Here is a 25792-nt window from a genome sequence, read left to right as displayed (position 1 = left end):
AAGTATTAAAAAAATAGAAATAAATAAGGGGATGTAATGCCTACATATAATATAATTGAACCCAGTGTTAACACTTTACAGTTAAATTGTACAATTTGTCTTGAGAGTTTACATAATGAAAATCAAGAAGAGCAAATGATAATATGTGAAACCGTTTGCAAACATTATTTTCATAAGCAATGTATTGACACATGGTTATCACGCTCAGAAGAGTGTCCATTATGCAAGACAAGCTTTGGAAATAGGCGGCAACGACCAGAGGATAACTTTAATATTGAGGAATTTCTGGAACAAGAGCAGAATGCTAACATTAATGCGCTGGGGCAGGCAGATGATTGTATAATCTGTCTTCAGCCATTAGATAGAAAGTTTAATATATTGTGTCCGAATAATCATGACTGTTTTCACGAAGAGTGTGCTAGGATTTGGTTGCATAGCTCTAATACATGTCCTATTTGTCGGCAAAATTCTCAATTGCCAGTAATTCGTCCCCCTAGAAATATAGTAAGAGTTAGAAATTTAAACGTCCCAGAACCCAGATATCAAACAAATTTAAATCCATTACTACCAAACCGACAAGAATTTTTCCAAAATTTAGTGAATCAAGCAGTTCCACCTGAAAGTATAAGTTTGCAAAACCTAAAGCAAGCAATTAGGACCGCAACTGAAAACTATTTAGCGTGGCGAGGAAATGGCAGAGGTTTTTTCCACAGAGGAAATACAGGCAAAGATAGAGCGTTAAATTTTAGAACCGAAATCAATAATTATAATGGAGCAACTAGCGATTGTTGGCAATATATTGCTAATACTATTAGAAACTATCCTAGACACAATCATTCGTATACGTCATTTATTTTGAATAGCTTTAAAAATATTCCTGGCTTAAGACTTCGAAATTTTGACTATACATTAGATACTCGCGAGGTGAAAAATGAGCGTTATCGATTGCTTGATGGTGGATTATTGCAGATTAATATAGCTGAGCAACAAGCGCGCAATTTAAAAGCAATAGTCTTAGGTAATATGGAAAGCCAACGTTTATTCTGGCGTATCTGTTTTAATGAAAACGAGCCCCTTGGTTTATCTACAACAGGAATAGCAAAAAAAACCGTCAACCTTCAAAATAATGACCGTTTAACTATGATGACTACTGCTGGGCAAGAACGCTTTAGAGTTATTACCAGATCTTTTTACAGAAATGCGCAAGTAATCATACTAATAGGTGATAACGACGAGCTTAGAGATTTTGCTTCGCGCATCCAAGATAACGATAGCGTCCCAGTAGTATGGGTGAGCTTGCCCAACTAAACTTACTGAGTATATAACCTCAGTAGCTTCAGCAACTACTTTTCGTAAAGATTTCTATGAAAATATACTAAAATATCAATAGTAAAAATTTCCTTATCAAGGAGTTTGTTTATTAACATACCACAGTTACTTACGTGAAATATCAGATAACAAAATAAAGAAAAAAGAATGTTATATTTGTAAGCTTATGTGCATCATGTTTTCCATCACGGTGAGCAACTTGTTGTCGAGTAGACCAGAGGAACCTCCCCTCTAGCCTCTCACAGAACGGTACGTGAACCTCTCGATTCATACCGCTCTTATCAAACAAAGCTTCTGCCAGTTTTAAGTCGCCAATGAAACCAAAGCTGAGGATTCTTTTTCATTATTATTTGAATCCTTTCTGCACCTCTAGTTTTAGTATTTATCTTTCTGTATTTATGTATAGCCCATTTCATTAAACTCATGTTAATTTGGTTCCATACTGGTTGCAATGCAGATGGGTAGTATTTACCATAATAGGTATACCATCCTCTGATTACGGGGTTACACAGTTTCGATATGTCTTCTAAATCTATTTGTACTCTACTTTTAAGTTTCCATTGTCTAACTTTAGTCTTCATTGATTTTATGCTGCTCTTACTGACATAAGGGTTAAATCCTATGAACATTTTATTATTAGCTGTTCCTACTTTTATCGGACCAAATGTATATCCTAAAAAGTCAAATCTAACACAATCATGTCTTTGTTTTCGATTAGCATCTTTACAATAAACTATTTTCGTCTTATCTGGATGTATTTCTAATCCACATTCCAACATTCTCAATGATAATGCTTGTTTTATGGATTTTGCCTGAGATTCATCTGTACAATGAATTAAACCATCATCTGCATATCTACACCAAGCATTATTAGGATATTCCCTCTGTACCCACTTATCAAAAGCATAGTGTAAAAACAAATTTGCAAGAATTGGACTAATTACTCCACCTTGAGGTGTACCTTTACTTCTTGAGATTGTCTCACCATTTGGCATGACTATAGAAGCTGTTAACCATCTTTGTATATATAATATTATCATCTTATCTTGTGTATGCTTCTTTACTGCTTTCATTAATAGATCATGAGGAATATTATCAAACAACCCTTTAATATCAAACTCTAGAACCCAATCATATTTCCAACATCTTTTACGAGTTATTTCTATGGCATCTAAAGCAGATTTGTTAGCTCTATATCCATATGAATCATCCAAAAAGTATGGTTCTACTTTTGGTTCAAACGATAGCTTGACTACCATTTGAGCTATTCTATCACTGACTGTAGGTATTCCTAATATTCTCACACCTCCAGATTTCTTAGGTATTTCCGCTGCCTTTACAGACGGTGGAAAATAACTACCTGAAGATAGTCTATTCCAAATTTTGTAGAGATTGTTGCCAACATCTATTTCAAAATCTTTGAGACTTTGCTGATCTATACCTGCTGAACCAGCATTGGCTCTCACAAGTTTATATGCTTTCCAAACTTGTGATTTTGGTATATTAAAAGCTTTTGTCATTTCTTATATATCCTCCTGAGTATCAGTTGTATATTCAATTTGACTGTTTGATCTAATCCCTTCGCTCCACATCCATTACAGATGCTTCATCACTACTACGGATTAGTCCGCCCCAGTGCTATGCATTAGTACTCAATTCCTTGTAGGGTCTCTACTTGGAAGTCTCCTTTAACATCATAACGACTGGTTCCCGCAGTTCCATAAGAGAGCCTAAATTAGGATCACGCCATCTATACGCCGAACATCACTTACTCAGAACCTAGATACCTAGTAAACTTATCTTAGTAGTTTTCGCGCCTACTAATTTCGATGTTATATAACCATGTTTTACGACGCCTAATACAATGATTCGCTCTCGCTCGTCTTCCTAATTCATACCTCGCCAGATTTACCTCTGACTTTCCTCAAACACTCACAACCATTACTCTTAATAACAGCTGCATGAGGTGGTTTGATACCTGCTTCTAGTAGCCGATATCGATGGACCTACCATCATCTCTCCCATAGCTTTGCTACGGCATACGTCGAGTAGACCAGAGGAACCTCCCCTCTAGCCTCTCACAGAACGGTACGTGAACCTCTCGATTCATACCGCTCTTATCAAACAAAGCTTCTGCCAGTTTTAAGTCGCCAATGAAACCAAAGCTGAGGATTCTTTTTCATTATTATTTGAATCCTTTCTGCACCTCTAGTTTTAGTATTTATCTTTCTGTATTTATGTATAGCCCATTTCATTAAACTCATGTTAATTTGGTTCCATACTGGTTGCAATGCAGATGGGTAGTATTTACCATAATAGGTATACCATCCTCTGATTACGGGGTTACACAGTTTCGATATGTCTTCTAAATCTATTTGTACTCTACTTTTAAGTTTCCATTGTCTAACTTTAGTCTTCATTGATTTTATGCTGCTCTTACTGACATAAGGGTTAAATCCTATGAACATTTTATTATTAGCTGTTCCTACTTTTATCGGACCAAATGTATATCCTAAAAAGTCAAATCTAACACAATCATGTCTTTGTTTTCGATTAGCATCTTTACAATAAACTATTTTCGTCTTATCTGGATGTATTTCTAATCCACATTCCAACATTCTCAATGATAATGCTTGTTTTATGGATTTTGCCTGAGATTCATCTGTACAATGAATTAAACCATCATCTGCATATCTACACCAAGCATTATTAGGATATTCCCTCTGTACCCACTTATCAAAAGCATAGTGTAAAAACAAATTTGCAAGAATTGGACTAATTACTCCACCTTGAGGTGTACCTTTACTTCTTGAGATTGTCTCACCATTTGGCATGACTATAGAAGCTGTTAACCATCTTTGTATATATAATATTATCATCTTATCTTGTGTATGCTTCTTTACTGCTTTCATTAATAGATCATGAGGAATATTATCAAACAACCCTTTAATATCAAACTCTAGAACCCAATCATATTTCCAACATCTTTTACGAGTTATTTCTATGGCATCTAAAGCAGATTTGTTAGCTCTATATCCATATGAATCATCCAAAAAGTATGGTTCTACTTTTGGTTCAAACGATAGCTTGACTACCATTTGAGCTATTCTATCACTGACTGTAGGTATTCCTAATATTCTCACACCTCCAGATTTCTTAGGTATTTCCGCTGCCTTTACAGACGGTGGAAAATAACTACCTGAAGATAGTCTATTCCAAATTTTGTAGAGATTGTTGCCAACATCTATTTCAAAATCTTTGAGACTTTGCTGATCTATACCTGCTGAACCAGCATTGGCTCTCACAAGTTTATATGCTTTCCAAACTTGTGATTTTGGTATATTAAAAGCTTTTGTCATTTCTTATATATCCTCCTGAGTATCAGTTGTATATTCAATTTGACTGTTTGATCTAATCCCTTCGCTCCACATCCATTACAGATGCTTCATCACTACTACGGATTAGTCCGCCCCAGTGCTATGCATTAGTACTCAATTCCTTGTAGGGTCTCTACTTGGAAGTCTCCTTTAACATCATAACGACTGGTTCCCGCAGTTCCATAAGAGAGCCTAAATTAGGATCACGCCATCTATACGCCGAACATCACTTACTCAGAACCTAGATACCTAGTAAACTTATCTTAGTAGTTTTCGCGCCTACTAATTTCGATGTTATATAACCATGTTTTACGACGCCTAATACAATGATTCGCTCTCGCTCGTCTTCCTAATTCATACCTCGCCAGATTTACCTCTGACTTTCCTCAAACACTCACAACCATTACTCTTAATAACAGCTGCATGAGGTGGTTTGATACCTGCTTCTAGTAGCCGATATCGATGGACCTACCATCATCTCTCCCATAGCTTTGCTACGGCATACGCAAAAATTAACACTTTGAATCAGTCAAAGATCTTTTTTATGGCATTGTGTACTTATTTAAGTACTTATGCTATACTTTATATAGTTTAATATGTTGGAGGTAATTATGAAAACTTTAAACTATACATCTTTCAGAAGCGAACTAGCATCCTCAATGGATAGAGTTGTAGAAGATCACCAACCTATTGTTGTTACAAGGGGTTCTGATAAAAAAGCAGTTGTTGTGATGTCTTTAGATGATTTTAAATCGTACCAAGAAACAGCCCATTTAATGTCTAGTATAAATAATTATAATAGACTTAACGACTCTATAGAAGAGCTTGAGTCTGGTAAATCAATACAAAAAGAGCTTATTGAAGAATGATATTATCCTGGTCTACTAATGCCTGGGAAGATTATCTTTACTGGCAAGCTAATGATAAAAAAAAGCTTAAGCGTATAAATCAGTTAATAAAAGATATCTCAAGAAACTATTTTGAAGGTTTGGGTGATCCAGAACCACTTAAACATAATTGGACTAATTATTGGTCTAGAAGGATAGATAGAGAACATAGATTAATTTATAAAATTCAAGATAATAGTATTTTGATTGCTCAATGTAGATATCACTACTAAAAGTAATCAACTTCTTTGATGTGATTTAATAAAGTTGTAGAGAGATTTAGCGTTATAATATACATACAAAGATTAAGTATAAGAAATGCCTAAAAAACGCAAAATATTTTACTACATTACAAAAGCGCGAGTATGCTAAATTGATGGTAGAAGAAGGTTATAGTAATGAGGATCTCAAGAAAATATCAGGAGCTAGTGGTGTCCATCGAGCCTTTCCACTTAACTGTGCAAATTCACTTACATGAATCTCTGAATACTATGCTCAAACTCGATAGCTTATTATCAATATTGCTAAAATTAATAAAAATTTAAGCTTACTGCCTCTAATAAACTGTTTTAAAGGTGCTGTTGCAACTATTTTCAGAATACAATCTAGCATATATCAATTCAGTTATCATCACCAGTTAAGGTCATATAGCTTTAGTTTGCAACAGGATCGTTAACTATTTTTGAACATTTATCAAAAGTAAGTTCGTTTTCTTGTTTTAGTTTATTGTTTTGATCATAAACTTGAAACACTACTTTCCTATTTTGTTTGAAATCTAGCATTTCTCTACAGAAAAAGTTATCCAACCTATCAAAAATCAATTCTTGATTTGGGTCAATATTTTTAAAAATATAGGTTTGTTGCTTTTGATCATCCACTATTCTTTCAAGACTTAATACATCACTTATCTTTTGTGGCAAGTTTTGATTTAGCAAATAATTATCAAGTTTTGAAAGAAAAGGTTTATCTCTCAAATTGCTATTATTATTTATATCCGTAATAATAACTGTAGCTGCAAAAGCAATACAGTATATTACAAGTATGAAACTTACAAGTCCTAATATACTATAAATTCTGGATAAAATTCTCCAGATAAGTAAGCCTTTATGTTTTTTACACGCATTCAATATTGATATAAAAATCAACAGATGAAATATCCAAGCTATAATAGCGTAGAAAAATAAATATATTAACCAAGCACCTGGACTTTTTATAAATATAGAAGCTATATAACATGTAAATGTACCAACCAAAAATAACAATATGTTAGGTAGCCAAAAAGTTTTGGCTAGCGACAGATCTCCCTTGTAGAGTCTTGCAAATATATTCTTCTTTTTTAATTCATCCATTTTATTCTCCTATTGTTTCCTTAGAGGAAGTGTTATAGATTTTAAGTTATTTTTTAAATGCGTTTTCAAAACTTACATCATGTGCAAAACCTTGATGATGATCTACACTAGTAAGTCGAATTACTCCTCCAACCACTCAACCTCTAAATCATTATTCTTAAAATATTTCTCTAACTCTTCATAATTATCAAACCACTCATCTACATCAGAACCATTCTGTGGTAAAGTCTTATATAAAGATAATAAATATCCTCCACTTATTTTAGAATCATCATATATTTTAATAAAATATCGCTTATATTCCCCTTTTAATAATCGTCCTAATTTTTCAGTCTTAATAAGACTAGTATCAAACTCTTCATCCATAAGTTTTTTATATTTACGATATATAATGTGAGCAGGACTATCATAATACTCCATGAGTGTACGAAAAAAATCGTAGTCTTCAATATTTTTATTTTGTTCAGTCCAATTTTTCCATTCATATGGAATGAAATCACATGAGCCATCATCGTTAAGAATTAATGACCAAGTTTTTGATATTCTACTATCTTTAATTTTAAAATCCTCATTATCACAAGGAAACAAAAAGTCTCCCGTGTTTTCATTTATATAATATTTAACATTGCCTACTGAATCTATATTAACTCCATAAACAGTAAAAACTGTATTCTTATCATAAGACTGTGTATCCTTTAAACTTATTATTTTCATGTTTAACTCCTTAGTAAAAATGATTAGTGAATTTAAAATCATGCAACTCACCTGTTAAAGGGTCTCTTACATAATGAACGGTAGAGTTTCTATTTGTGTGCTTAGATTTACCAACCAACTCCATCTTATCCATACCTTTATATTTTGGATCATTAAGATTTTCAATTTTTTTCCTACCATAACCTTTTTTAGCAGCATCTAGAGTCATCTGATCTTGCAAGCTCTTTGGCTCTCTACTTATATCACTAAAGCTCTAAGTATTTTCTATCAAATACAAGTGTAAATAACACATTCTGCTTAGGGTAGTTAACTATATATTCTTTTGCTTTTTCTACCGATTTTTTAATGTATGAATTACAGCTCTCACCTTCAGCACGCTCATAGTACCATGAGTCATAAGTTGGTATTATTACATCACAACTTTCATCTCTAATATAAACATCTCCACCAAGTATTGGAATCATGAACTTATTGAGTAAATCAAGAATAATAAGGCTACTTTCTTTACTAAAAGCTTTCTCGTTTATACCAATGTTTTCTAATTGTACTCCTTTAGCAAACATCTCTTTAATTTGGTTCATTGAACAATCGTCTAACATATAATCTCCTTCTAAGAATCAGACCTAAACAATCTATGATTAATCAGACCATTTTCTTCTTTTATGTATTCAAAAATTCCTGTCTTACCACGATAACTACCTCTAATAGTTAACTGCTGCCTAAATTTCCCATCTCCACCTTTTATTTTGCTTACACTACCATTTTCTGCGAAAGAATCGACACTTTTAGGAAAAGAATGGTAATCTTCGAGTTGCATCTGAGCCTTGACTTTGGAGGTGTACTTAGAATCTTCAAAAAATTCTTTAGCAAGTTTGCTAGCCTCAGTTATACTACCCTTAGCCACATCAGTCTGCCCAGCAAGGTTACGTTCTTCCATTGCTGCTGTAGTCGATGACTCAAAGTAATCCACCTGCTTTACTAGCAGCATACCTAGCTGCTCTTAGCTCTGTAGCTCCATAGCTCAATCCAAAAGCAGTCCCAACAGCCCAACCCGCCTTGTGGGCAAAGCCTTGAGTATGATCTACACTAGTAAGTCGAATTACTCCTCCAACCACTCAACCTCTAAATCATTATTCTTAAAATATTTCTCTAACTCTTCATAATTATCAAACCACTCATCTACATCAGAACCATTCTGTGGTAAAGTCTTATATAAAGATAATAAATATCCTCCACTTATTTTAGAATCATCATATATTTTAATAAAATATCGCCTATATTTCCCTTTTAATAATCGTCCTAATTTTTCAGTCTTAATAAGGTGTACATTAGATTCTTCATTCATTTGATTTATAGAGTCAGAAAAAAATTTATATAATGCTTGCTCAGAACAGGTATCTATTCTTTCATCAAGACTTTTTCCTTTATTATTTTTTTCCCACAATATCCACTTTCTATGTCTTACTATATAACTATTAGTATCAATTAATTCTATATCCCAATATTTAGAAAGTCTTGGATCAATAATTTCATAATTTACTGCTTCATCATAGCCAATAGAACCAGTTCCATCGGGATACACCATAGCAAAACAATACTTTAAAGAACCGTTTGAATATTTTAATCCATGTACTATAAAATTATTAAACTCATCTTGCAAAACCTTTTTCTCACTATATCTCTTAGCTTTAACTATCATTTATTAATCCTCAGCATGGTTCTTAAATTTAAAATCATACCTTCCTCCATTTATAGGATCTTCAACATAATGAATATCTGTACGGGTACCATTACTAAAATTTCTAGAATATCTTCGCTTATACATTCCTTTATACTTAGGGTCATTCAAACCACCTTTTGGTGTTTCATCACTGCTATATTTCTCAGTTTTAGCTTCTTCCATAGTTAATTTATCTCTCAAACTCTTTGGCTCTCTACTAATCACCTTGCCTTTGGAGTCATATTCTATACCCTTAACAGCCTTAGCCACATCAGCCTGCCCAGCAAGGTTGCGTTCTTTCATTGCTGTTGTAGTCGATGATTCAAGTAATCCACCTGCTTTACTAGCAGCATACCTAGCTGCCCTTAGCTCTGTAGCTCCATAGGTCAATCCCAAAGCAGTCCCAAAAGCCCAGCCTGCATCGTGGGCAAAGCCTTGAGTATGTTCCGTATTAACAAACCCAGCTGACATCCCATTTATTATACCCGAAGCAAAATTATTAGCTCCATTAAGGAAATCACTAAACGAAAATAATCCTGTAGGGTCTGTATATAATAACGGATTATTATTTGCATATGCATATCTATTAAAACTAAATAGATCACCTACAGTTGGCTCAGCTGGATCATAAGCCATAAATCTACCAAAATCAGGAGCATAGTATCTAGCGTTCATATTCACTAGATTCATATTCTTAACTGTTTCTTTTCCTGTAAAACCTATATGATCATCATCCTGAGTAATTTGACTTTTCTCTAATCCATATGGTCGATAAACTTGTCTCCATTCTGTAACTCCATTTAAAGTACTAGCAACTGGAGAACCTAATGGATTTGTTGTTATATAGTGGTAAGATACATTCTTCAAATCACCATTATCATGTCTGGCTTCAACAGCAAGCTTACCATTAAGATATATATAATCCGTTACTTGCTCAGTCGCTTTATTTGGATCTAACTTATAAAGCAATTTTCCTGACTCATCATAATATGTAATAACAGGTTTTTTACCATCCTCAGTAGTAGATATAACATGACCATTTGGATCATACACAAAATCAATTTTATGATCTTTATTTTTAAAACTAATCAGATGATTTGCAGCATCATAAACATAAGTGTCTTGACCTTTTTTTATAACATTGCCATTAGTGTCATAATCTAAGTTTTGTACACCACTTTTATTTGATGTGACGAAATTTAGTAAATTCTTACCGTCATAAACATAGCTATGAGCCCCATCATTAGTAGTTATAAGCGAAGTTATATTGTTTAAATTATCATAGCTATAACTTGCCTGCCCCCATGGACCACTTGCTTGAACTAAACGGTTATTATTATCATATGAAAATGATTCATTATTAGATGAGCTTAAACCATCTATAATACTTATAACATTGTTTTCACCATCATAAGTATAGCTACTCTTGATGCTGGTTGTTTTAATATCAGTAACACGATTCATATTATCGTAAGCTATAGACAAACTAAAATTTGCCCCAGCGTAAGAGGTGATATTATTAGCAGAATTATAAGTAATATCTGTAATAATACTATCTAACGAGCTTGTAATAGATTTTGACCTACCAAAACCATTTATATTATAGTTAATTATTAATCTATCTGGATATATAATATATCCAATATGACCATAGCCATCATACTTGTAGGAAATATCTTTTTGGGTAGTGCCATCCGGATATGAATATTTTAGGCTAGATTTTAACAGATGGTTTAGTGCATCATAAGTATTATTTATTTGATTATCTCCACCTAAACTCTTAGAAATAACGTTATTATTAGCATCATACTCATATGTAATTGTTGGAGATGCAGGAATCCCGTTTGCTGATGTGTAATCTACTTGAGTAGTATTTCCATTAGCGTCATATCTAAAGGTTGTTGATGTGGATCCTACTATTTGCTCTGTTTTACGCTGCCCATTAGAATAATATGAATAATTTGTAGTACCAAGTTCCGGGTCGCTTTGAGAAATTAACCAACTTAAATGAGCATATTCTGTATAGTTATAATTTCTACTCTCTCCTGCTTGAGATAAAGATAGAAGTCTACCTTCATTATCATAAAACCCAGTATTACTTATAGATTGCCTAGTCTTATTTAATAAAATTGGTTCGCCAAAACCCTGTCTATAACTATATGTGGTCGTTGCATTCGGACTAGTAACTTTTTTTACTACATTTCCATTACTTCCAGTATATTGAGCAGTCCATGTATAGCTAGCAAAAGAGTTAAGTGCCTCAAAAAGTCCTAAAGTAGTCAAAAATAATTTTGTCATAAATCTCATTTTGCTACTCCTTAAAATGAACTAGTATCTTTAATTAATTGAATTGGTCTGCCCAATATATCATAAGTATAAATATCTCCTATCGCACACTGGTTTATTGATAAACATGGGTAACTAGTAAATACTTTATTATTAATGATGTCGTATTTATAAACTTGTGCAACTGAATCAGATGAACCCCTAACGCTTGAAGTTGAATTTATCACTTTACCAAAACCATCATAGTTTATTACCGTAGCAACTTGACCTTGATACTTAGTGACAGTTAAACCATTATTACTATAAGCGTAGCTAATAGAATAACCAGTTGGAGGAGTGATTAAAGTTGGACGGCCACTTATATCATAATAATATTTGGTTGTGTTACCTTCTGGGTCCGTTTTGCTTAATACAACCCCCCTATAGTCATAACTATAAACTGTTTTACCACCCTTAGGGTCAATTACAACTGTAGGCTTACCATATTGGTAATCTTGATATTCTGTAGTGTTACCTCTAGTATCTGTTGAAGTTGCTAAATTACCGTTAGAATCATAAGTGTATTTTGTTTCTACACCATCGTTAGTACTAGATATCAAGTATCCTTCAATATCATATTTATTTATAATAATATGCAAAACTTTACCACCACTATCAGTAACTTGTATTTTTTTAGGCTTAACCATATGCCCATGAGTAGCTGAAGATGAAAGTTCTAAATATGTAATTTTAGTAACCCTAGCTTTCCCATCAGAAGCAGTTTCCGTGATTGTTTGAGGATACAAATATGCATTAAAATCAGCAAATTTTTTAGAAATAGTAACTCCATCTTGCGTAATTGTTTGCTCTATTAAATATGGTGTTGCATTTGCTGTATAATTCCATGTGTTTACTTCATCGTATACAACATTACCACTTTTATCGAGTTTTTTATGTTCCTTATATGTGCCGTTTCCAGGATCTGCAGAAATTGTATAGTGTTTTGGATAACCTAAATATTTATCTACACTACCATTCATATGTGTAATAGTGTTGTTAGTATAACTGGAATCTACTGAAAAAGACTCTCTAAGAGATTGAGTCAGGTTTGCTCCAGAGTAATTAACATAAGGAAACTGCCGATTTGGTGTTAAATTCCCATGGGTATATACAACCCCATTCACATCTGTTATGATTGGATCAGGAAGTAAACATTTAATTTGCCTGCCATCTGGGTAGGTGATATTCTGCAAGAAACCATTTCCTGAATTACGACCAAATGTCCAAACTCTACGTTGATTATCAGATATTTTAGTATAATAAACTACCGTACATTTATAAAATTGCTGTCCACGAATATCATCATAGACTCGCGTTGAATTTACGTTAAAGTTAATCTCATAACCATTAGAAAGGCTTATTTTAGTTACATATAAACCAGTTAAACCATAATCACATAATTTTTCACTTGTATGAGGTTCAATCATGTATTTAGCATCACTATATAAAAACTTTACATTAGATTTTTTATGTGAGCTATAAATATAGCCTTCATGTCCATGAAAAGCATCTCCTGTATATAAGACTCCGTCACTTGAATAAATAGAAGATACGCCACCGGCATTTACAGTCCCATAAAAATGAGTATTTGAGACAGCACTACCTCCATTTGCTCCTGCAGATAAAGTATTAACACCTCCATTTACATCTCTGACAAAACCAATTAAATGTTTATTTCCTGATCCAATTGTAACAATTAAAGGAACAGATAGTTGACCACTATCACTAAGATACACACTATAATTAAAATTTAAGCCATCATCTAAAAAAGTGTTAATTATAGGTATTTCCTTAGTGAAATTACCAGTTTCTGGTTGATAACTCATTATTTGGGTGTTATTCGTTGCAGGAAAAGATAAATTATCTTCACCTGCTTTAAGCTTTTGACTAGCAAAAACTAATGTAACTAAACTAAAATACAAGATAAAAACCTTTATTATAAACATAAAAATACCATGTTTATTACATTTTATTAAATCATAACATAAATAAAATATATTTATTTAAAATGTTTAAAAAATAATTTGCAAAATATGTTTTTTTAAGAATTATAAAATATATAATAACTGAATCAATACTTAAAAATTCTATATCAAGTGAAATATGGCTTTATATCACTTACTTTCAAGTCTTTAATTCGATACAAAATTCTCATAAATAACAAATAATAAATCATCTTAATAAGGGTAAATATTTGCAATAACACTTACAATTATGTCAAAATCTATTAAACTTCAGCCTAAAAGAAGAAAAGATGAGCTCCAAAAATCTAGATCTGAAAGAATTTGGCTTTAAAATCACGCAACCACGCTTAGAAATACTAAAATTATTTGAGGAAAATAAAGATAAACATCTAAGCCCTGATGATGTTTTCTCTAAACTTAAATCTCAAGGTAGTAGCATTGGTATTGCAACAGTATATAGGGTTTTAGGACAATTTGAAACATCCGGCATAATAAATCGCCTTAAGTTTGATAATGAGCAAGTAATGTATGAGCTAAATCAAGGCGACCATCACGACCATATAATCTGTATCAAATGCAATAAAATACAAGAGTTTTATAGTGAAGAAATTGAAAAATTTCAAAAGCAAATAGTTGAGTCATTAGGCGCTGAAATTATAGATCACAACCTTAATATATATGTCAAATGTAAATCTTGCCGAGGAAAATAATTTTCAGCAAAGCTTTGGAGTACATAAATATTCTAACAATTTAGCTTAAATCTCTAAAATAGCGCCTTATACACCCTTTCCAGAACACGCCTACTATCTGTTAATAAATATAAACTACTACCATTAGCTCCATAACCAGATAACTTTATATTAGAAACATTAGAAGCCTTTATGACCTTATTTAGAAGTTTTGGGAGCTTATCCAAATTGTTGCCTACAATAGCTGTTAGTGAAAGGTTACGCTCTATATCTATAATTACTCCGTCTAATAAATTTAAATCTTTAATTATTAACTGCTCGATAGACTCTCCAATTTGGGGAATAACAAAAGAAAGGGAAGTTTCTGTTAGATTAACTATATCTGGACTGACACCGTATCTCTTTAAAACCAAAAATACCCGATAAACTACACTTGAAACATCATTATTAGAAAATTTCACCTTTATTAGAGATTGACTTTTTCGTTCAGTAATAGCTCTGACTATACTTTTTTTATCTTTTGGTCCATTCTCGATATAAGTACCTCCTCTTTCTGGAAAAAAAGTCGAGCCCACAAATACTTTTGTACTACTTCGCATCACCGGCCAAAGTGTATCAGGATGGAGAACTTTTGCCCCAAAATTTGTTAACTCAATAGCCTCATCAAAATTTATCTTTCTTATAACTTTTGATTTAGGTATTAGCCTTGGATCTACTTGATGGATTCCAACAACATCTGTCCAAATATATAATAAATCAGCTTTAACAGCCTCGGCTATAAGTGCTGCAGAGTAGTCACTACCCCCTCTACCTAAAACTGTTGTCTCATTCATTTCATTAGAACCAATAAACCCTTCTAAAACGAGCACTTCTTCAGATTCTGGTATACAGAGATTAATTTGATCACTAATATCTTTTAGTGAAGGTTTTGCCCTAATATAATTACTATCAGTTTTTATAATTATCCTTGCATCAATATGTGAAGATCTTAAGCCGTTTTTTTTTAAAGCTTGATTAAAAAGAGCTGCAGAGACCCTTTCACCAAAAGATAATATTTGCGCGTGCAGTTTTAAGTCTAAGGAGCAACCTTGTTGATATAATCTCTGACAAAAAACCTCCAGTTCTTTGAATAAAACATCTATATTTAACCCTTCATTATTACCTACATACTCAACTATAGGATCTATAATTCGATGAAGCTCAATGAAAAACTCTTTATAACTATCTACATTACTGATTATAAGTTTTTCAAGTAGATTAGTTACCCCAGCTTGAGCACTTACAACGATAATTTTTATATTTTTGTTGTTATTAATTATTTCTATGCATTTTTGAATAGCTAAAACACTACCCACACTAGTTCCACCAAATTTTGCTACGCTAAATTGTTTTGTCATAAAAAGTTAAAAATATTTACTAATCAAGTATTGCATTAGAATATAATATAAATGATAATGATTATCAATATTAATTGTATAAAAAAGAAATAATGAATACCTCCATACAACAAGCTATGTTAAAAGATCAAGACAATTGGGAATCTAACGCTAGAAGCTATCCAAGAAAAAATCCTTTAGTGATAGAAAAAGCTCAAGGGATCTATCTAACAGACATTGAAGGAAAAGTATATATTGATTGCTTAGCTGGAGCTGGCAGTATAGCTCTTGGGCATAATGATTCTGAAATTACAGATGCCTTATCCTCAACTTTAAGTAAAAAAGTGCCAATACACACATTAGACTTACTTACTAAAGAAAAGCACACCTTTATGAATGATCTCCTAAATACACTGCCTAAATCTTACCATGGAAATACGAAAGTACAGTTTTGTAGCCCTAGTGGAGCTGATGCTGTTGAAGCCGCTATTAAACTATGTAAAACAGCAACAGGTAGAGAAACCATAATAGCTTTTCATGGCGCTTATCATGGTATGACACAAGGAACACTATCTTTAATGGGGAACTTGGGCCCAAAACAACATATTAACGGTCTAACTCCGTATGTGCATTTTTTACCTTATCCATATGCTTATCGCTGCCCTTTTGGATTAAAAGGTAAACAAAGCATTGATGTAAATATCCAAATGATTTCACGTTTATTGAAAGATCCAGAAAGTGGCATAAAAAAACCAGCTGCAATTATTTTAGAGCCAGTACAAGGCGAAGGTGGAGCTATACCTGCGCCATCTAAATGGTTAAAAGCTATAAGAGAAATTACTAAAGAGCTAGATATTCCTCTAATTGTTGACGAAGTTCAATGTGGTATAGGTAGAACAGGCTACTTGTATGCCTTTGAAAAAGCTGGTATCGAGCCTGATGTAATAGTTTTATCAAAAGCTCTAGGAGGAGGCTTACCAATATCTGTAATCCTTTACAAAAAATACTTAGACACATGGGGCCCTGGAGCCCATACAGGAACATTCAGAGGTAATGTGTTAGCGATGGTTGCCGGTAGCATTGTTTTAAAGAGAGTTAACAAACCTGAATTCCTAGAACATGTAAGGAAAACTGGTAAATACCTACTTGATAAATTAAATGAATTAAAAAATAAATATAACATCATCGGAGATGTACGAGGTTCTGGCTTAATGATTGGTGTAGAAATTGTAGATACAACATCTAAACCAGACATTATAGGAAGTTTTCCTGCAGATGGAGAGAAAGCCTTAAAGATCAAAAAAACCTGTTTCGATAAGGGGCTTATTATCGAATTAGGAGGACGCTTTGGAGCAACTCTTAGATTCCTACCTCCTCTTACTATAGAAATAAAGCAAATTGACCAAGTAATTAAAATATTAGAAAGCTCGATTAAGGAAAATATATGAGCCTAGATCTTGATAAATATTTTTTAAACAACTCGATTCAAAGTATCGACACATATACCTATAGCATGCAAAAAGCTTTGAAAATAATCTCCTATAATTTAAAGAATAATGAGATTTTTAGTGCCAAAGCAGCAAAAGATTTAGAAAAGATAGCTAACCAGTTTGATATAGATGAATACCCTAATGATATTAGTATAGTTCTTGAAGAGCAGTTAAATGATATTTTTAAACATTCTTTAAACGTAAACTCTCCAAAGTCGATGGCTCATCTACACTGCCCCGTAATGGTACCATCACTAGTTGCTGAAACATTCATATCAGCTTTAAATCAATCTATGGATTCCTGGGATCAAAGCCCTATTGCCACATATATAGAGCAACACATTATTAACTGGTTAAGTTTATTAATCTACAATGATAACAATTTATCTGATGGGGTATTTACTAGTGGAGGAACACAATCGAACTTAATGGGTTTACTTTTAGCTAGGGATCATTTCTGCAAAAGTACTCTCAACCATAAAGTAGCAGATAAAGGTTTGCCAGATATTGCTAACAGATTTCGCGTTCTATGTACAGAAAAAACACACTTCTCTGTGCATAAGTCACTAGCCCTTTTAGGCTTAGGTAAAAACTCTATTGAGATTGTAAATACAGATGATAATTTACAACTAGATACACAAAACTTGACAATTAGAATAAGTACCCTAAAAGCCCAAAACCTAATACCAATATGTATAGTTACTACTGTAGGAGATACTGATTTTGGATGTATTGATAATATTAAAGAGATAGCAGAAATTGCAAACGATAATAATATCTGGCTTCATGCTGATGCTGCTGTTGGAGGAGCTTTACTCTTGTCAGATAAGCACAAATATCGACTTGATGGTTTAGAATTAGTTGATTCAGTAACCGTTGATTTTCACAAACTCTTCTTTCAGCCTATTAGCTGTGGAGCTTTCTTTTGCAAGGATAAGTCAATATTAAAACTTCTTAGCTACCATGCTGACTACCTTAATCCAGATAAAGATGGTTTTGACACTATAAATCTAGTAGATAAATCGATCCAAACTACTAGAAGATTTGATGCTCTTAAACTCTCTATCGCCTTAAAATGTAGTGGAACAAAATTATTTTCAGAATGGATTAACCATATTATTGAAACAACAACTAAAAGTATCAAAACTGTTAGCGAAGATAAAAATCTACAATTAGCTTTCAAAGAAACTCAACATCTTAACAATAGCCTTAATACTATTGTTTTTAGATATTTTGATGAAAATTCAAATCAAGAAACACTAAATACAATTAACAGCAAAATTCATAAAGCCACCTTTCATAGTGGGAACTTTGCTATTGCGCAAACAAAAGTAAATAGGAATACATACTTAAAGATTACCCTTGTCAATCCTATGATCACATTAGAATTAGTTACTGAATGTCTTAACAAAATAAAGCTATATGGCAATTTATTTAAAAATCAAATAGGAGTAAATAACGATGATTAAATATGCCAATGAAATAACCCTTAAAAATTTTCTTAACTGCTATTATCGAGAATATGATGACTATAAGCTACGCAAAGCTGCTTCTAAAGATGGTTATTGGTTTAGCATAGAACTTAATAATGATAATATTAAATCTAGATTTGAGATTTACGTAAAAATATCTCCAATTTTAAGGTCACCGACATGGCAGCTACCTTGCTATATCATTAAAAATGAAGGAAAATCAGAGCTAACGCCACTTGATGCGGTATTTTTAATTACTAAAGAGCTTGATAAAACTAACAATAATGAAATTATAAATAGAATATCAAATTCAACAATAAACATAGCTAAGATATTACAAACTAGAAAATACAAACTAGATGATATTTTTGGCTATAAAAACTCTTTTATTACAAATGAACAAAACCTTTTAAGAGGTCATAAATTACAACCAGATCCCAAAAGCAGAGAAGGTTTCTCAGATGCTGAATTTATTAAATACTCTCCCGAAACAAACGGACAATTCCAACTTTATTATATGTATGTTGATAAAAGCGTTTTAGAAACACAATCTTTACTTGACAAAACTACGAATGAACTAATTTTGAATTTTTTAGCAGAAAATAGTTTACCTAAAAGACCAAATGAAAATTATGAACTTTTTATACTTCACCCATGGCAAGCTAACTATTTAGCTAAACAAAGCGAAATTCAAGAATACAAATCAGCCAATAAAATTATTGATATAGGTGTTACTGGACCCTGGTTTTACCCAACCACATCTGTAAGAACCGTATACTCCCCAGAAGTTAATATTATGCTGAAATTTTCACTAAATATTGCTATCACAAACTCTGTAAGAGTAAATCTTGCTAAAGAATGTAAAAGAAGCATATCTGTACATAAGCTCTATACAAACCACCTTAAGCCTATTTTAGACAATCTGTTTCCTTACTTTAACCTAATTACAGACCCAGCTTATTCAGCGATAAAGATAAATAACAAAATTTTTGACCCTAGTATATGTATTATTCGTAACGCTAACTTTAATCCGCAAGATGATATAGCGTGTATTGCTAGCTTGACTGAACCAAACCCATTTAATGAAAGAACTCGTATCAGTTCATTAATTCAATATTTTAGTGTTCATAATAATTCTAACACTCATGATGCAGCTCTTTACTGGTTTGAAACATACCTTTGTGTAGCTATAGCTCCCATACTTTGGTTATATTCAAAGTATGGAATTGCTTTAGAAGCTCATCAGCAGAATTTACTAATCAAATTAGAAGATGGTTTACCAGTAGAAAGTTTTTATCGAGATAGCCAAGGATACTATTACGTAAAAGACCATAAAGGTTTAATTGAAGCTAATTTTGGTGATATTCATGATCTCTGTGAAGGGTCACAAGATTTCATAGATCATCATTTTTGTTATTATTTTATAGTTAACCAACTAATTTCTGTTATAGAAGCAATAGCGAATACTGGCTTTATTAGTGAACTAGATCTAATAAAAATGACTATCAATTTCTTTAAAATTTTTCCTAGTAAATATCAAATTTGCGATAGGTTTATAAAAAAACTTCTAAGTGTAGATCAATTACCATTAAAAGCTAATCTTCTTACCAGACTAAATGGTCTTGATGAATTACAAGCTCCATTAACAAGGCAATCAATCTATGTTGATACAAAAAACCCATTTAAGGAAATTTATGAAAATATATGATGTTATTGGAATAGGTATAGGACCATTTAACTTAGGGCTATCTGCTTTATTAAATGATAAACCTATAAATAGTATTTTCTTTGAGAAAAAAGAAAGCTTTAGCTGGCATCCAGGTTTGATGATGGATTGGACAACATTACAAGTACCATTTCTTGCAGACTTAGTGACAATGGTTGACCCAACTAGTAATTTTAGCTTTCTAAATTATTTACATCAAAAAAATCGTCTTTATAAATTCTACTTTAAAGAAAATTTCTTTATTCAAAGACAGGAATATAATGATTATTGCTTGTGGGTGGCTGAGAACTGTCAATCATGTAAATTTGGTTATGAAGTTACAAATATAGAACACTCAAAAGTCTCAGGTAATGAAACTTGGAATGTCACTGTTAAAAACAGTAATGGTGAAGAGCAACAATATCTAGCAAAAAACATTGTATTAGGTCTAGGGACAAAACCCCAACTTCCATCTTACTTTTCTAACACAAAAAATGTACACCATAGCGGCGAGTATCTCGATATAAAAGCCCAAGCATTAAAAGATCAACATATAACGTTAATAGGTTCTGGGCAAAGTGCGGGGGAGATATTCTTAGATTTAATGAAATCAAAAAATGACTCTACTCAAATTAGCTGGGTAACAAGAAGTAAAGGATTTTTCCCTATGGAATACTCCAAACTTGGTTTAGAGCACTTCTCACCTGAGTATATTGATTATTTTTATAATCTTCCGCAAACTAAGAAACCTAAGCTTTTAATGGAACAAGATTTACTCTATAAAGGAATTAGCGTAGAAACCATATCTAATATTTATGAGGTTCTTTATCAAGAAACAGTTCAAAATAAAAATAAAGCGGAACTTATTTCAAATAGTGAGTTACATAATATAGATTGTAATACTGATAAACTTAACTGCTTTTTTTATCATAATCAACAAAATGAAGATTTCTTAATTAAGACAGACAGAGTTATTGCAGCAACTGGCTATAAATCAGATATTACTCACTCACTTGCAAATATAGAAAAATTTATTACCAAAGACGAAAATGGTAATCTAAATATAACTAGAGATTATAAGTTAGTAACTCAAGACACTAATCTAAATATTTTCGTGCAAAATGCTGAAATGCACACTCATGGTGTAGGAACTCCCGATTTAGGCTTAGGAGCATATAGAAATGCTGTAATAGCAAATAAATTACTGCAAAAAGAGACTTATAAACTTTCATCGCAAAATATCTTTTCTACATTTGGAGTACCAAAGAAATATTTAACTCAAAAATCCAGTATCAAAGCTGCATAAACATGCAAAAATTAGGAGATAATTACTATGAATACTAAAATGAATTACTATAAATTAGCAAGCACACGACTTCTAGAAAAAATAATTTCTGAATTTAGTTATGAAGGAGTTTTTACTCCAGTTCAAAACGATGCTAATCAAGAGGTCTATACCATAAAAATAACATCAGCTATATATTATAAATTTAAAGCTACTAAAAGAATTTATGGTAATTTGATCGTTCACCAAGACTCTACCATAAGACACGAAAATGACTATTCAGAAGTTGTCGACGATGCTATAAGGTTTATTATAGATACTTTACCTATAACTAAAATCAATCCTATAACAACTGCTCATTTTATAAAAGAATTAAATAATACTATATATGCAGATATTGCTATCTTACAAAAAGATAAGGTCTCTGCTAGTGAGATTTATAAGCTCCCTTATGCTTATATAGAAGGTAATATGACAGGACATCCTTGGTTTGTTATTAACAAAGGTCGCATTGGTTTTAATTCTTCTGATCATGCCAATTATGCTCCAGAGATGCAAAAAATAATAAATTTATCGTGGATTGCGGTAAATAAAGATCTAATAACTTTCTCAAGTATCTCAAATCTAAGCTATTCAAAAATAACGCAAAAAGAGATACACCCCGATATTTTAGAAAGTTTTAATAAAACCATTATGACAAATAATAAAAATCCTGATGATTACTTTATTCTACCAGTTCATCCGTGGCAATGGGAAAATGTCCTAAAACAACAATTTACCAAATACATAGCTGATGGTGAAATCATATTTATGGGCAAATCTAAAGATCAACATTTAGCTATGCAATCTATAAGGACTCTTTCAAACATATCTCACCCAGAAAAATACAGTATCAAGCTTCCTCTTAGTCTACTAAACACAGCTGTTTATAGAGGATTACCTAAAAACCAAACCATCAATGCTCCGATGCTTACAGAATGGGTTAAAACGATAGCCAAAGAAGATAACTTTCTATCTACGTGTAACTTTATTTTATTAGGAGAGTTGGCAAGTGCATACTGCAAGCATCCTTATTACTCAGATATATCAGAATCTCCTTACTACTTTACTGAGCAACTAGGAGCAATATGGCGAGAAAGCATTCACTCTAGGCTTAAAAATAATGAAAAAGCTATAACTATGGCAGCTTTAACCCACGTTGACTCTGATGGTAAAAGTGTACTATGTGAAATGATAAAAGAGTCTTCTCTTAATGTAAATCAGTGGTTAGAGATGTTTTTTGAAAATACTGTCCCTGCTTTGCTTCATTTTTTATATAAATATGGCATGGTGTTTTCACCACATGGCGAGAATAGTATATTGATTATTGAAAATAATCTTCCTGTTGGTCTGGCTATGAAAGATTTTGTTGACGATATTAATATATGTAAAAATCCAGTTGAAGAATTAGCTACATTACCACAAGAAGTAAAAGATGCTATCCCTCAAGTAGATGATGACTATTTACTGCAATTTATTCATACTGGTCTCTTTGTAGTTCATTACAGATACATATCATCAATACTTGCTGACAAGCTTAACTTTCCAGAATTATATTTCTACCAAAAACTACATGAATGTGTTGAGCGCTACCAAACCATTAACCCAGATTTAGAATCTCGTTTTAAACGTTTTAATTTATATAAAAAAAGCTTTGAGAAACTTTGCCTAAATAGATTAAGAATATTTGAGGTTGGATATGGTGATTATTCTTCTAGACCTAAAGTTATTTCGACAGGTCAACTTGAAAATCCTCTTTACCTGGGTAAACGTTTTAAAGAAATAAATACTCAAGAGTTCCAGCACAACAAAATATCATTTAGACATTTTTGCCTTGAGAAAGACTTAGACACTATTCATAAATGGATGAACAAGCCCCATGTAGCAAAATTTTGGAACCTTAATAAGCCTAAAGAACACCTAAAGAAACATTTTTGTAACATGTTATCAAACGCTAATCAAAATCTATTTATCTTGTCAATAGATGGTAGAGAGATTGCATATGCAGAAATTTACAATGCTAAAAAAGATCGTATTGCTGGGTATTTTCCTGCTAATGATAATGACTATGGTTGGCATCTTTTAATAGGTCCTGAAGATGCTATTGGCAGAGGATATTCAAAGCTACTTGTTGAAGCTCTTAGTAAATATTGCTTTTCTGAATTAGGCGCTGATAAGGTGGTTTTTGAACCTGATGTTAGAGTTATACCATTTCAGAAAATAGCACCTAAAATAGGCTATAAGAACCAAGGCCAAATAAACCTACCAGAAAAACAAGCTTATTTATTTACTTGCTCAAAGGACTCTTTTAATGTTGGGGAAGAATTATGATTGAGTGTGATACAACAACATGGCCCATTATAAATATGCATTTTGGTAGCTACCCAACTTATAATGATGCTCTTGATTGGCTTGATACTTGTAATGAAATTCTTAAAAGGCAACAAAAGTTCTTGATAATCAGCACTTTCTCTGAAAACTATCAGTTTGAACATAAAGCTAGAATAAAGCAAGCAAAATGGTTTAAACAAGCAAAACCAGAACTTGCCAAATGGTGCCTTGGTATGATTAGAGTTACTCAAGACCCTATTATGATAAAAAAGATCAATACTCCCGCTATGGATAAAGGCATGCCTTTTAATTGTATAGCAGTCAAAGATATCTCTTCTGCAAAAGAAAAAGCTTATCAAATACTTGAAGAGGGTAACTTAATATGAAAAAACAAAGTTTTGATCTTATAGTATTATACCTAGCTCAAGCTGTTTCTTTATATTTTTGTACTTTTGGGTTACCTACCATTTTAAGGTCTGAAGGAGTTTCTTTAGAAAAAATTGGGCTTTTCAGTATTTTATTATTACCATGGGTTATAAAGTTTTTATGGGCTCCATTTGTAGATAGAAAATACATACATAAAATAGGTAGAAGAAAAAGTTGGTTTTTAACAATGCAATTTTTTACTATATTACTATTTCTAATATTTTTCATTTATAATCCTAAAGATTATACAAACTACATTTTTTTATTTGCTTTTGTACTATCTACTATTGCAGCAACTCAAGATATTGCTGTTGATGGATTCTCAATAGAGCAAACTAAAGCTAAAAACTTACAATGGAGTAATTTTTATAGAGTAATCGGCACAACCTTAGGTAGTACGGTAGGAGGTGCTGCTTTAATTGCTTTATATAATATACTTGGTTGGCATGAGATAACTTTATATTTAGCTATTCTAAGCATTGGCATTTGCTTATATATGTTCTTTATCAAAGAGAAAAATGAAAATGTCCAATATCAACATAGTATACCATCTATAAAATCTTTTTTTAAAAGACAAGAAACGAGAACTCTTTTGATAATTTGCCTAAGCTACAGAGCCTGTGAAGGACTGGTAATGGGTATGCAATCAGCTTTTTTGGTAGATTCTCATATTCCTTTGAGCACAATAGGTATGGTAATGGGAACTGGTAGCGCTATTATAGGAATCTTTGGTGCTGCTATAATTAGCTATCTATTTAAGTTTTATAAGGAAACAGCATTATTAACTTTATTAGCTATAATACGCGGTTTTTGCTATTTTTCTCTTGGTTTTATTGGCTTTAGTGGAATCGACAACTCTACAATAATATTTAGTATAGTCTTACTGAATATGGCTTCACGCCTTATGGAGATGATAGTTCTATATACTATATTCATGAAATTTAGCTCAAAAAACCAAGCTGGAACAGACTTTACGATCTTAATTTGTTTTGAACTTCTGATATATATATTAGGAATGTCTGTAAGTGGCTTCTTAGCTGCAAATATAGGTTATAGCATGCTTTTCACGTTAGGTGGAGCTATTTCTATCCCAGGTTTTTTAATAGCTTATTTCTTTTTAAAGAAACTAAGCTACAAACGACCGTAAGACCCTAAACTATGACTCTAAAACTAGTACTTATAGTTAATAGAGCTTATTAAATTTGATAAGACGTAAGGATTTTTGATAGTTGCGACAACGCCAAAATTAAATAGCCTATAACACCGAAGTACTTATAAAAAAGTAATTATAAAAATTGATTGTAAATATTTAGG

General features: G+C 32.3%; 23 protein-coding genes. 11 read left to right on the top strand and 12 right to left on the bottom strand.

Annotated elements, in window-relative coordinates; translation table 11 throughout:
- Positions 1–36: 36 nt before the first annotated feature.
- On the top strand, positions 37–1308 hold the full coding sequence (locus tag SD28_RS01960; RefSeq protein WP_039123472.1) for an RING finger domain-containing protein: 1272 nt from the start codon (positions 37–39) through the stop codon (positions 1306–1308).
- A gap of 302 nt (positions 1309–1610) precedes the next feature.
- Here SD28_RS01960 and ltrA (SD28_RS01955) read toward each other — a convergent pair whose 3' ends face one another.
- On the bottom strand, positions 1611–2849 hold the full coding sequence (ltrA, locus tag SD28_RS01955) for a group II intron reverse transcriptase/maturase (RefSeq protein ID WP_039123471.1): 1239 nt from the start codon (positions 2847–2849) through the stop codon (positions 1611–1613).
- Positions 2850–3449: 600 nt separating this feature from the next.
- Complete coding sequence (gene ltrA, locus SD28_RS01950) at positions 3450–4688, bottom strand: group II intron reverse transcriptase/maturase (RefSeq protein ID WP_039123471.1); 1239 nt, start codon at positions 4686–4688, stop codon at positions 3450–3452.
- A gap of 629 nt (positions 4689–5317) precedes the next feature.
- On the opposite strand from ltrA (SD28_RS01950), the gene SD28_RS01945 reads away from it, so the two are divergent.
- Together SD28_RS01945 and SD28_RS01940 are read left to right on the top strand one after the other, a co-directional pair.
- Entirely contained in the window at positions 5318–5575 is a 258-nt protein-coding gene (locus SD28_RS01945; RefSeq protein ID WP_039123470.1) for a type II toxin-antitoxin system Phd/YefM family antitoxin, read from the top strand.
- Entirely contained in the window at positions 5572–5826 is a 255-nt protein-coding gene (locus SD28_RS01940) for a Txe/YoeB family addiction module toxin (protein ID WP_039123469.1), read from the top strand. The genes SD28_RS01945 and SD28_RS01940 overlap by 4 nt, the downstream gene beginning before the upstream one ends.
- 420 nt (positions 5827–6246) lie before the next feature.
- On the opposite strand, the gene SD28_RS01935 is transcribed toward SD28_RS01940, so the two are convergent.
- From SD28_RS01935 to SD28_RS01900, 9 genes are all read right to left on the bottom strand, one after another.
- Entirely contained in the window at positions 6247–6942 is a 696-nt protein-coding gene (locus tag SD28_RS01935; protein ID WP_039123468.1) for a hypothetical protein, read from the bottom strand.
- Between the two features lie 120 nt (positions 6943–7062).
- Complete coding sequence (locus SD28_RS01930) at positions 7063–7656, bottom strand: hypothetical protein (protein WP_157698618.1); 594 nt, start codon at positions 7654–7656, stop codon at positions 7063–7065.
- Positions 7657–7666: 10 nt separating this feature from the next.
- The gene (locus SD28_RS01925) at positions 7667–7876 is read right to left on the bottom strand and encodes a hypothetical protein (protein ID WP_200398588.1); all 210 of its coding nucleotides are present in this window, start codon (positions 7874–7876) and stop codon (positions 7667–7669) included.
- A 25-nt stretch (positions 7877–7901) separates the two neighbouring features.
- Positions 7902–8255 carry an Imm40 family immunity protein gene (gene imm40 / locus SD28_RS01920; protein WP_039123465.1) on the bottom strand — a complete coding sequence of 118 codons (354 nt, stop codon included), beginning with the start codon at positions 8253–8255 and terminating at the stop codon, positions 7902–7904.
- Between the two features lie 11 nt (positions 8256–8266).
- Positions 8267–8644 carry a hypothetical protein gene (locus tag SD28_RS01915; protein ID WP_157698617.1) on the bottom strand — a complete coding sequence of 126 codons (378 nt, stop codon included), beginning with the start codon at positions 8642–8644 and terminating at the stop codon, positions 8267–8269.
- Positions 8613–8771 (bottom strand): hypothetical protein, encoded by a 159-nt coding sequence (locus SD28_RS08050; RefSeq protein WP_157698616.1) that lies wholly within the window; start codon positions 8769–8771, stop codon positions 8613–8615. The genes SD28_RS01915 and SD28_RS08050 overlap by 32 nt, the downstream gene beginning before the upstream one ends.
- Entirely contained in the window at positions 8756–9355 is a 600-nt protein-coding gene (locus SD28_RS01910; protein WP_039123464.1) for a hypothetical protein, read from the bottom strand. The genes SD28_RS08050 and SD28_RS01910 overlap by 16 nt, the downstream gene beginning before the upstream one ends.
- 3 nt (positions 9356–9358) lie before the next feature.
- Positions 9359–11683 carry an RHS repeat domain-containing protein gene (locus tag SD28_RS01905; RefSeq protein ID WP_039123463.1) on the bottom strand — a complete coding sequence of 775 codons (2325 nt, stop codon included), beginning with the start codon at positions 11681–11683 and terminating at the stop codon, positions 9359–9361.
- A gap of 11 nt (positions 11684–11694) precedes the next feature.
- A complete protein-coding gene (locus SD28_RS01900; RefSeq protein ID WP_039123462.1) occupies positions 11695–13647 on the bottom strand; it encodes an RHS repeat domain-containing protein in 1953 nt (650 codons plus the stop codon).
- Positions 13648–13955: 308 nt separating this feature from the next.
- Here SD28_RS01900 and SD28_RS01895 point away from each other — a divergent pair, with 308 nt between their 5' ends.
- A complete protein-coding gene (locus SD28_RS01895) occupies positions 13956–14375 on the top strand; it encodes a Fur family transcriptional regulator (protein WP_039123461.1) in 420 nt (139 codons plus the stop codon).
- A 53-nt stretch (positions 14376–14428) separates the two neighbouring features.
- Here the strand turns inward: SD28_RS01895 and SD28_RS01890 are convergent, their stop codons facing one another.
- A complete protein-coding gene (locus tag SD28_RS01890) occupies positions 14429–15751 on the bottom strand; it encodes an aspartate kinase (protein ID WP_039123460.1) in 1323 nt (440 codons plus the stop codon).
- A gap of 92 nt (positions 15752–15843) precedes the next feature.
- On the opposite strand from SD28_RS01890, the gene SD28_RS01885 reads away from it, so the two are divergent.
- The 7 genes from SD28_RS01885 to SD28_RS01855 are packed head-to-tail and all read left to right on the top strand — an operon-like array spanning position 15844 to position 25625.
- Positions 15844–17178: a diaminobutyrate--2-oxoglutarate transaminase family protein gene (locus SD28_RS01885; protein WP_039123459.1), complete on the top strand. Its 1335-nt coding sequence runs from the start codon at positions 15844–15846 to the stop codon at positions 17176–17178.
- Positions 17175–18689, top strand: a complete 1515-nt coding sequence (locus SD28_RS01880; protein WP_039123458.1) for a pyridoxal phosphate-dependent decarboxylase family protein — start codon at positions 17175–17177, stop codon at positions 18687–18689. The genes SD28_RS01885 and SD28_RS01880 overlap by 4 nt, the downstream gene beginning before the upstream one ends.
- Positions 18682–20400, top strand: a complete 1719-nt coding sequence (locus tag SD28_RS01875; RefSeq protein WP_039123457.1) for an IucA/IucC family protein — start codon at positions 18682–18684, stop codon at positions 20398–20400. The genes SD28_RS01880 and SD28_RS01875 overlap by 8 nt, the downstream gene beginning before the upstream one ends.
- Positions 20387–21703, top strand: a complete 1317-nt coding sequence (locus SD28_RS01870) for a lysine N(6)-hydroxylase/L-ornithine N(5)-oxygenase family protein (RefSeq protein WP_039125709.1) — start codon at positions 20387–20389, stop codon at positions 21701–21703. Before SD28_RS01875 ends, SD28_RS01870 begins: the two co-directional genes overlap by 14 nt.
- Before the next feature lie 27 nt (positions 21704–21730).
- On the top strand, positions 21731–24052 hold the full coding sequence (locus SD28_RS01865; RefSeq protein ID WP_039123456.1) for a GNAT family N-acetyltransferase: 2322 nt from the start codon (positions 21731–21733) through the stop codon (positions 24050–24052).
- A complete protein-coding gene (locus SD28_RS01860) occupies positions 24049–24438 on the top strand; it encodes a hypothetical protein (protein WP_039123455.1) in 390 nt (129 codons plus the stop codon). The genes SD28_RS01865 and SD28_RS01860 overlap by 4 nt, the downstream gene beginning before the upstream one ends.
- The gene (locus SD28_RS01855) at positions 24435–25625 is read left to right on the top strand and encodes an MFS transporter (RefSeq protein WP_039123454.1); all 1191 of its coding nucleotides are present in this window, start codon (positions 24435–24437) and stop codon (positions 25623–25625) included. The genes SD28_RS01860 and SD28_RS01855 overlap by 4 nt, the downstream gene beginning before the upstream one ends.
- Positions 25626–25792: the final 167 nt, after the last annotated feature.

Source organism: Allofrancisella guangzhouensis, assembly GCF_000815225.1.
GTDB lineage: Bacteria > Pseudomonadota > Gammaproteobacteria > Francisellales > Francisellaceae > Francisella > Francisella guangzhouensis.
The sequence above is the reverse complement of the archived record's forward strand: the minus strand, read 5'-3'. Positions and strand labels throughout refer to the sequence as shown.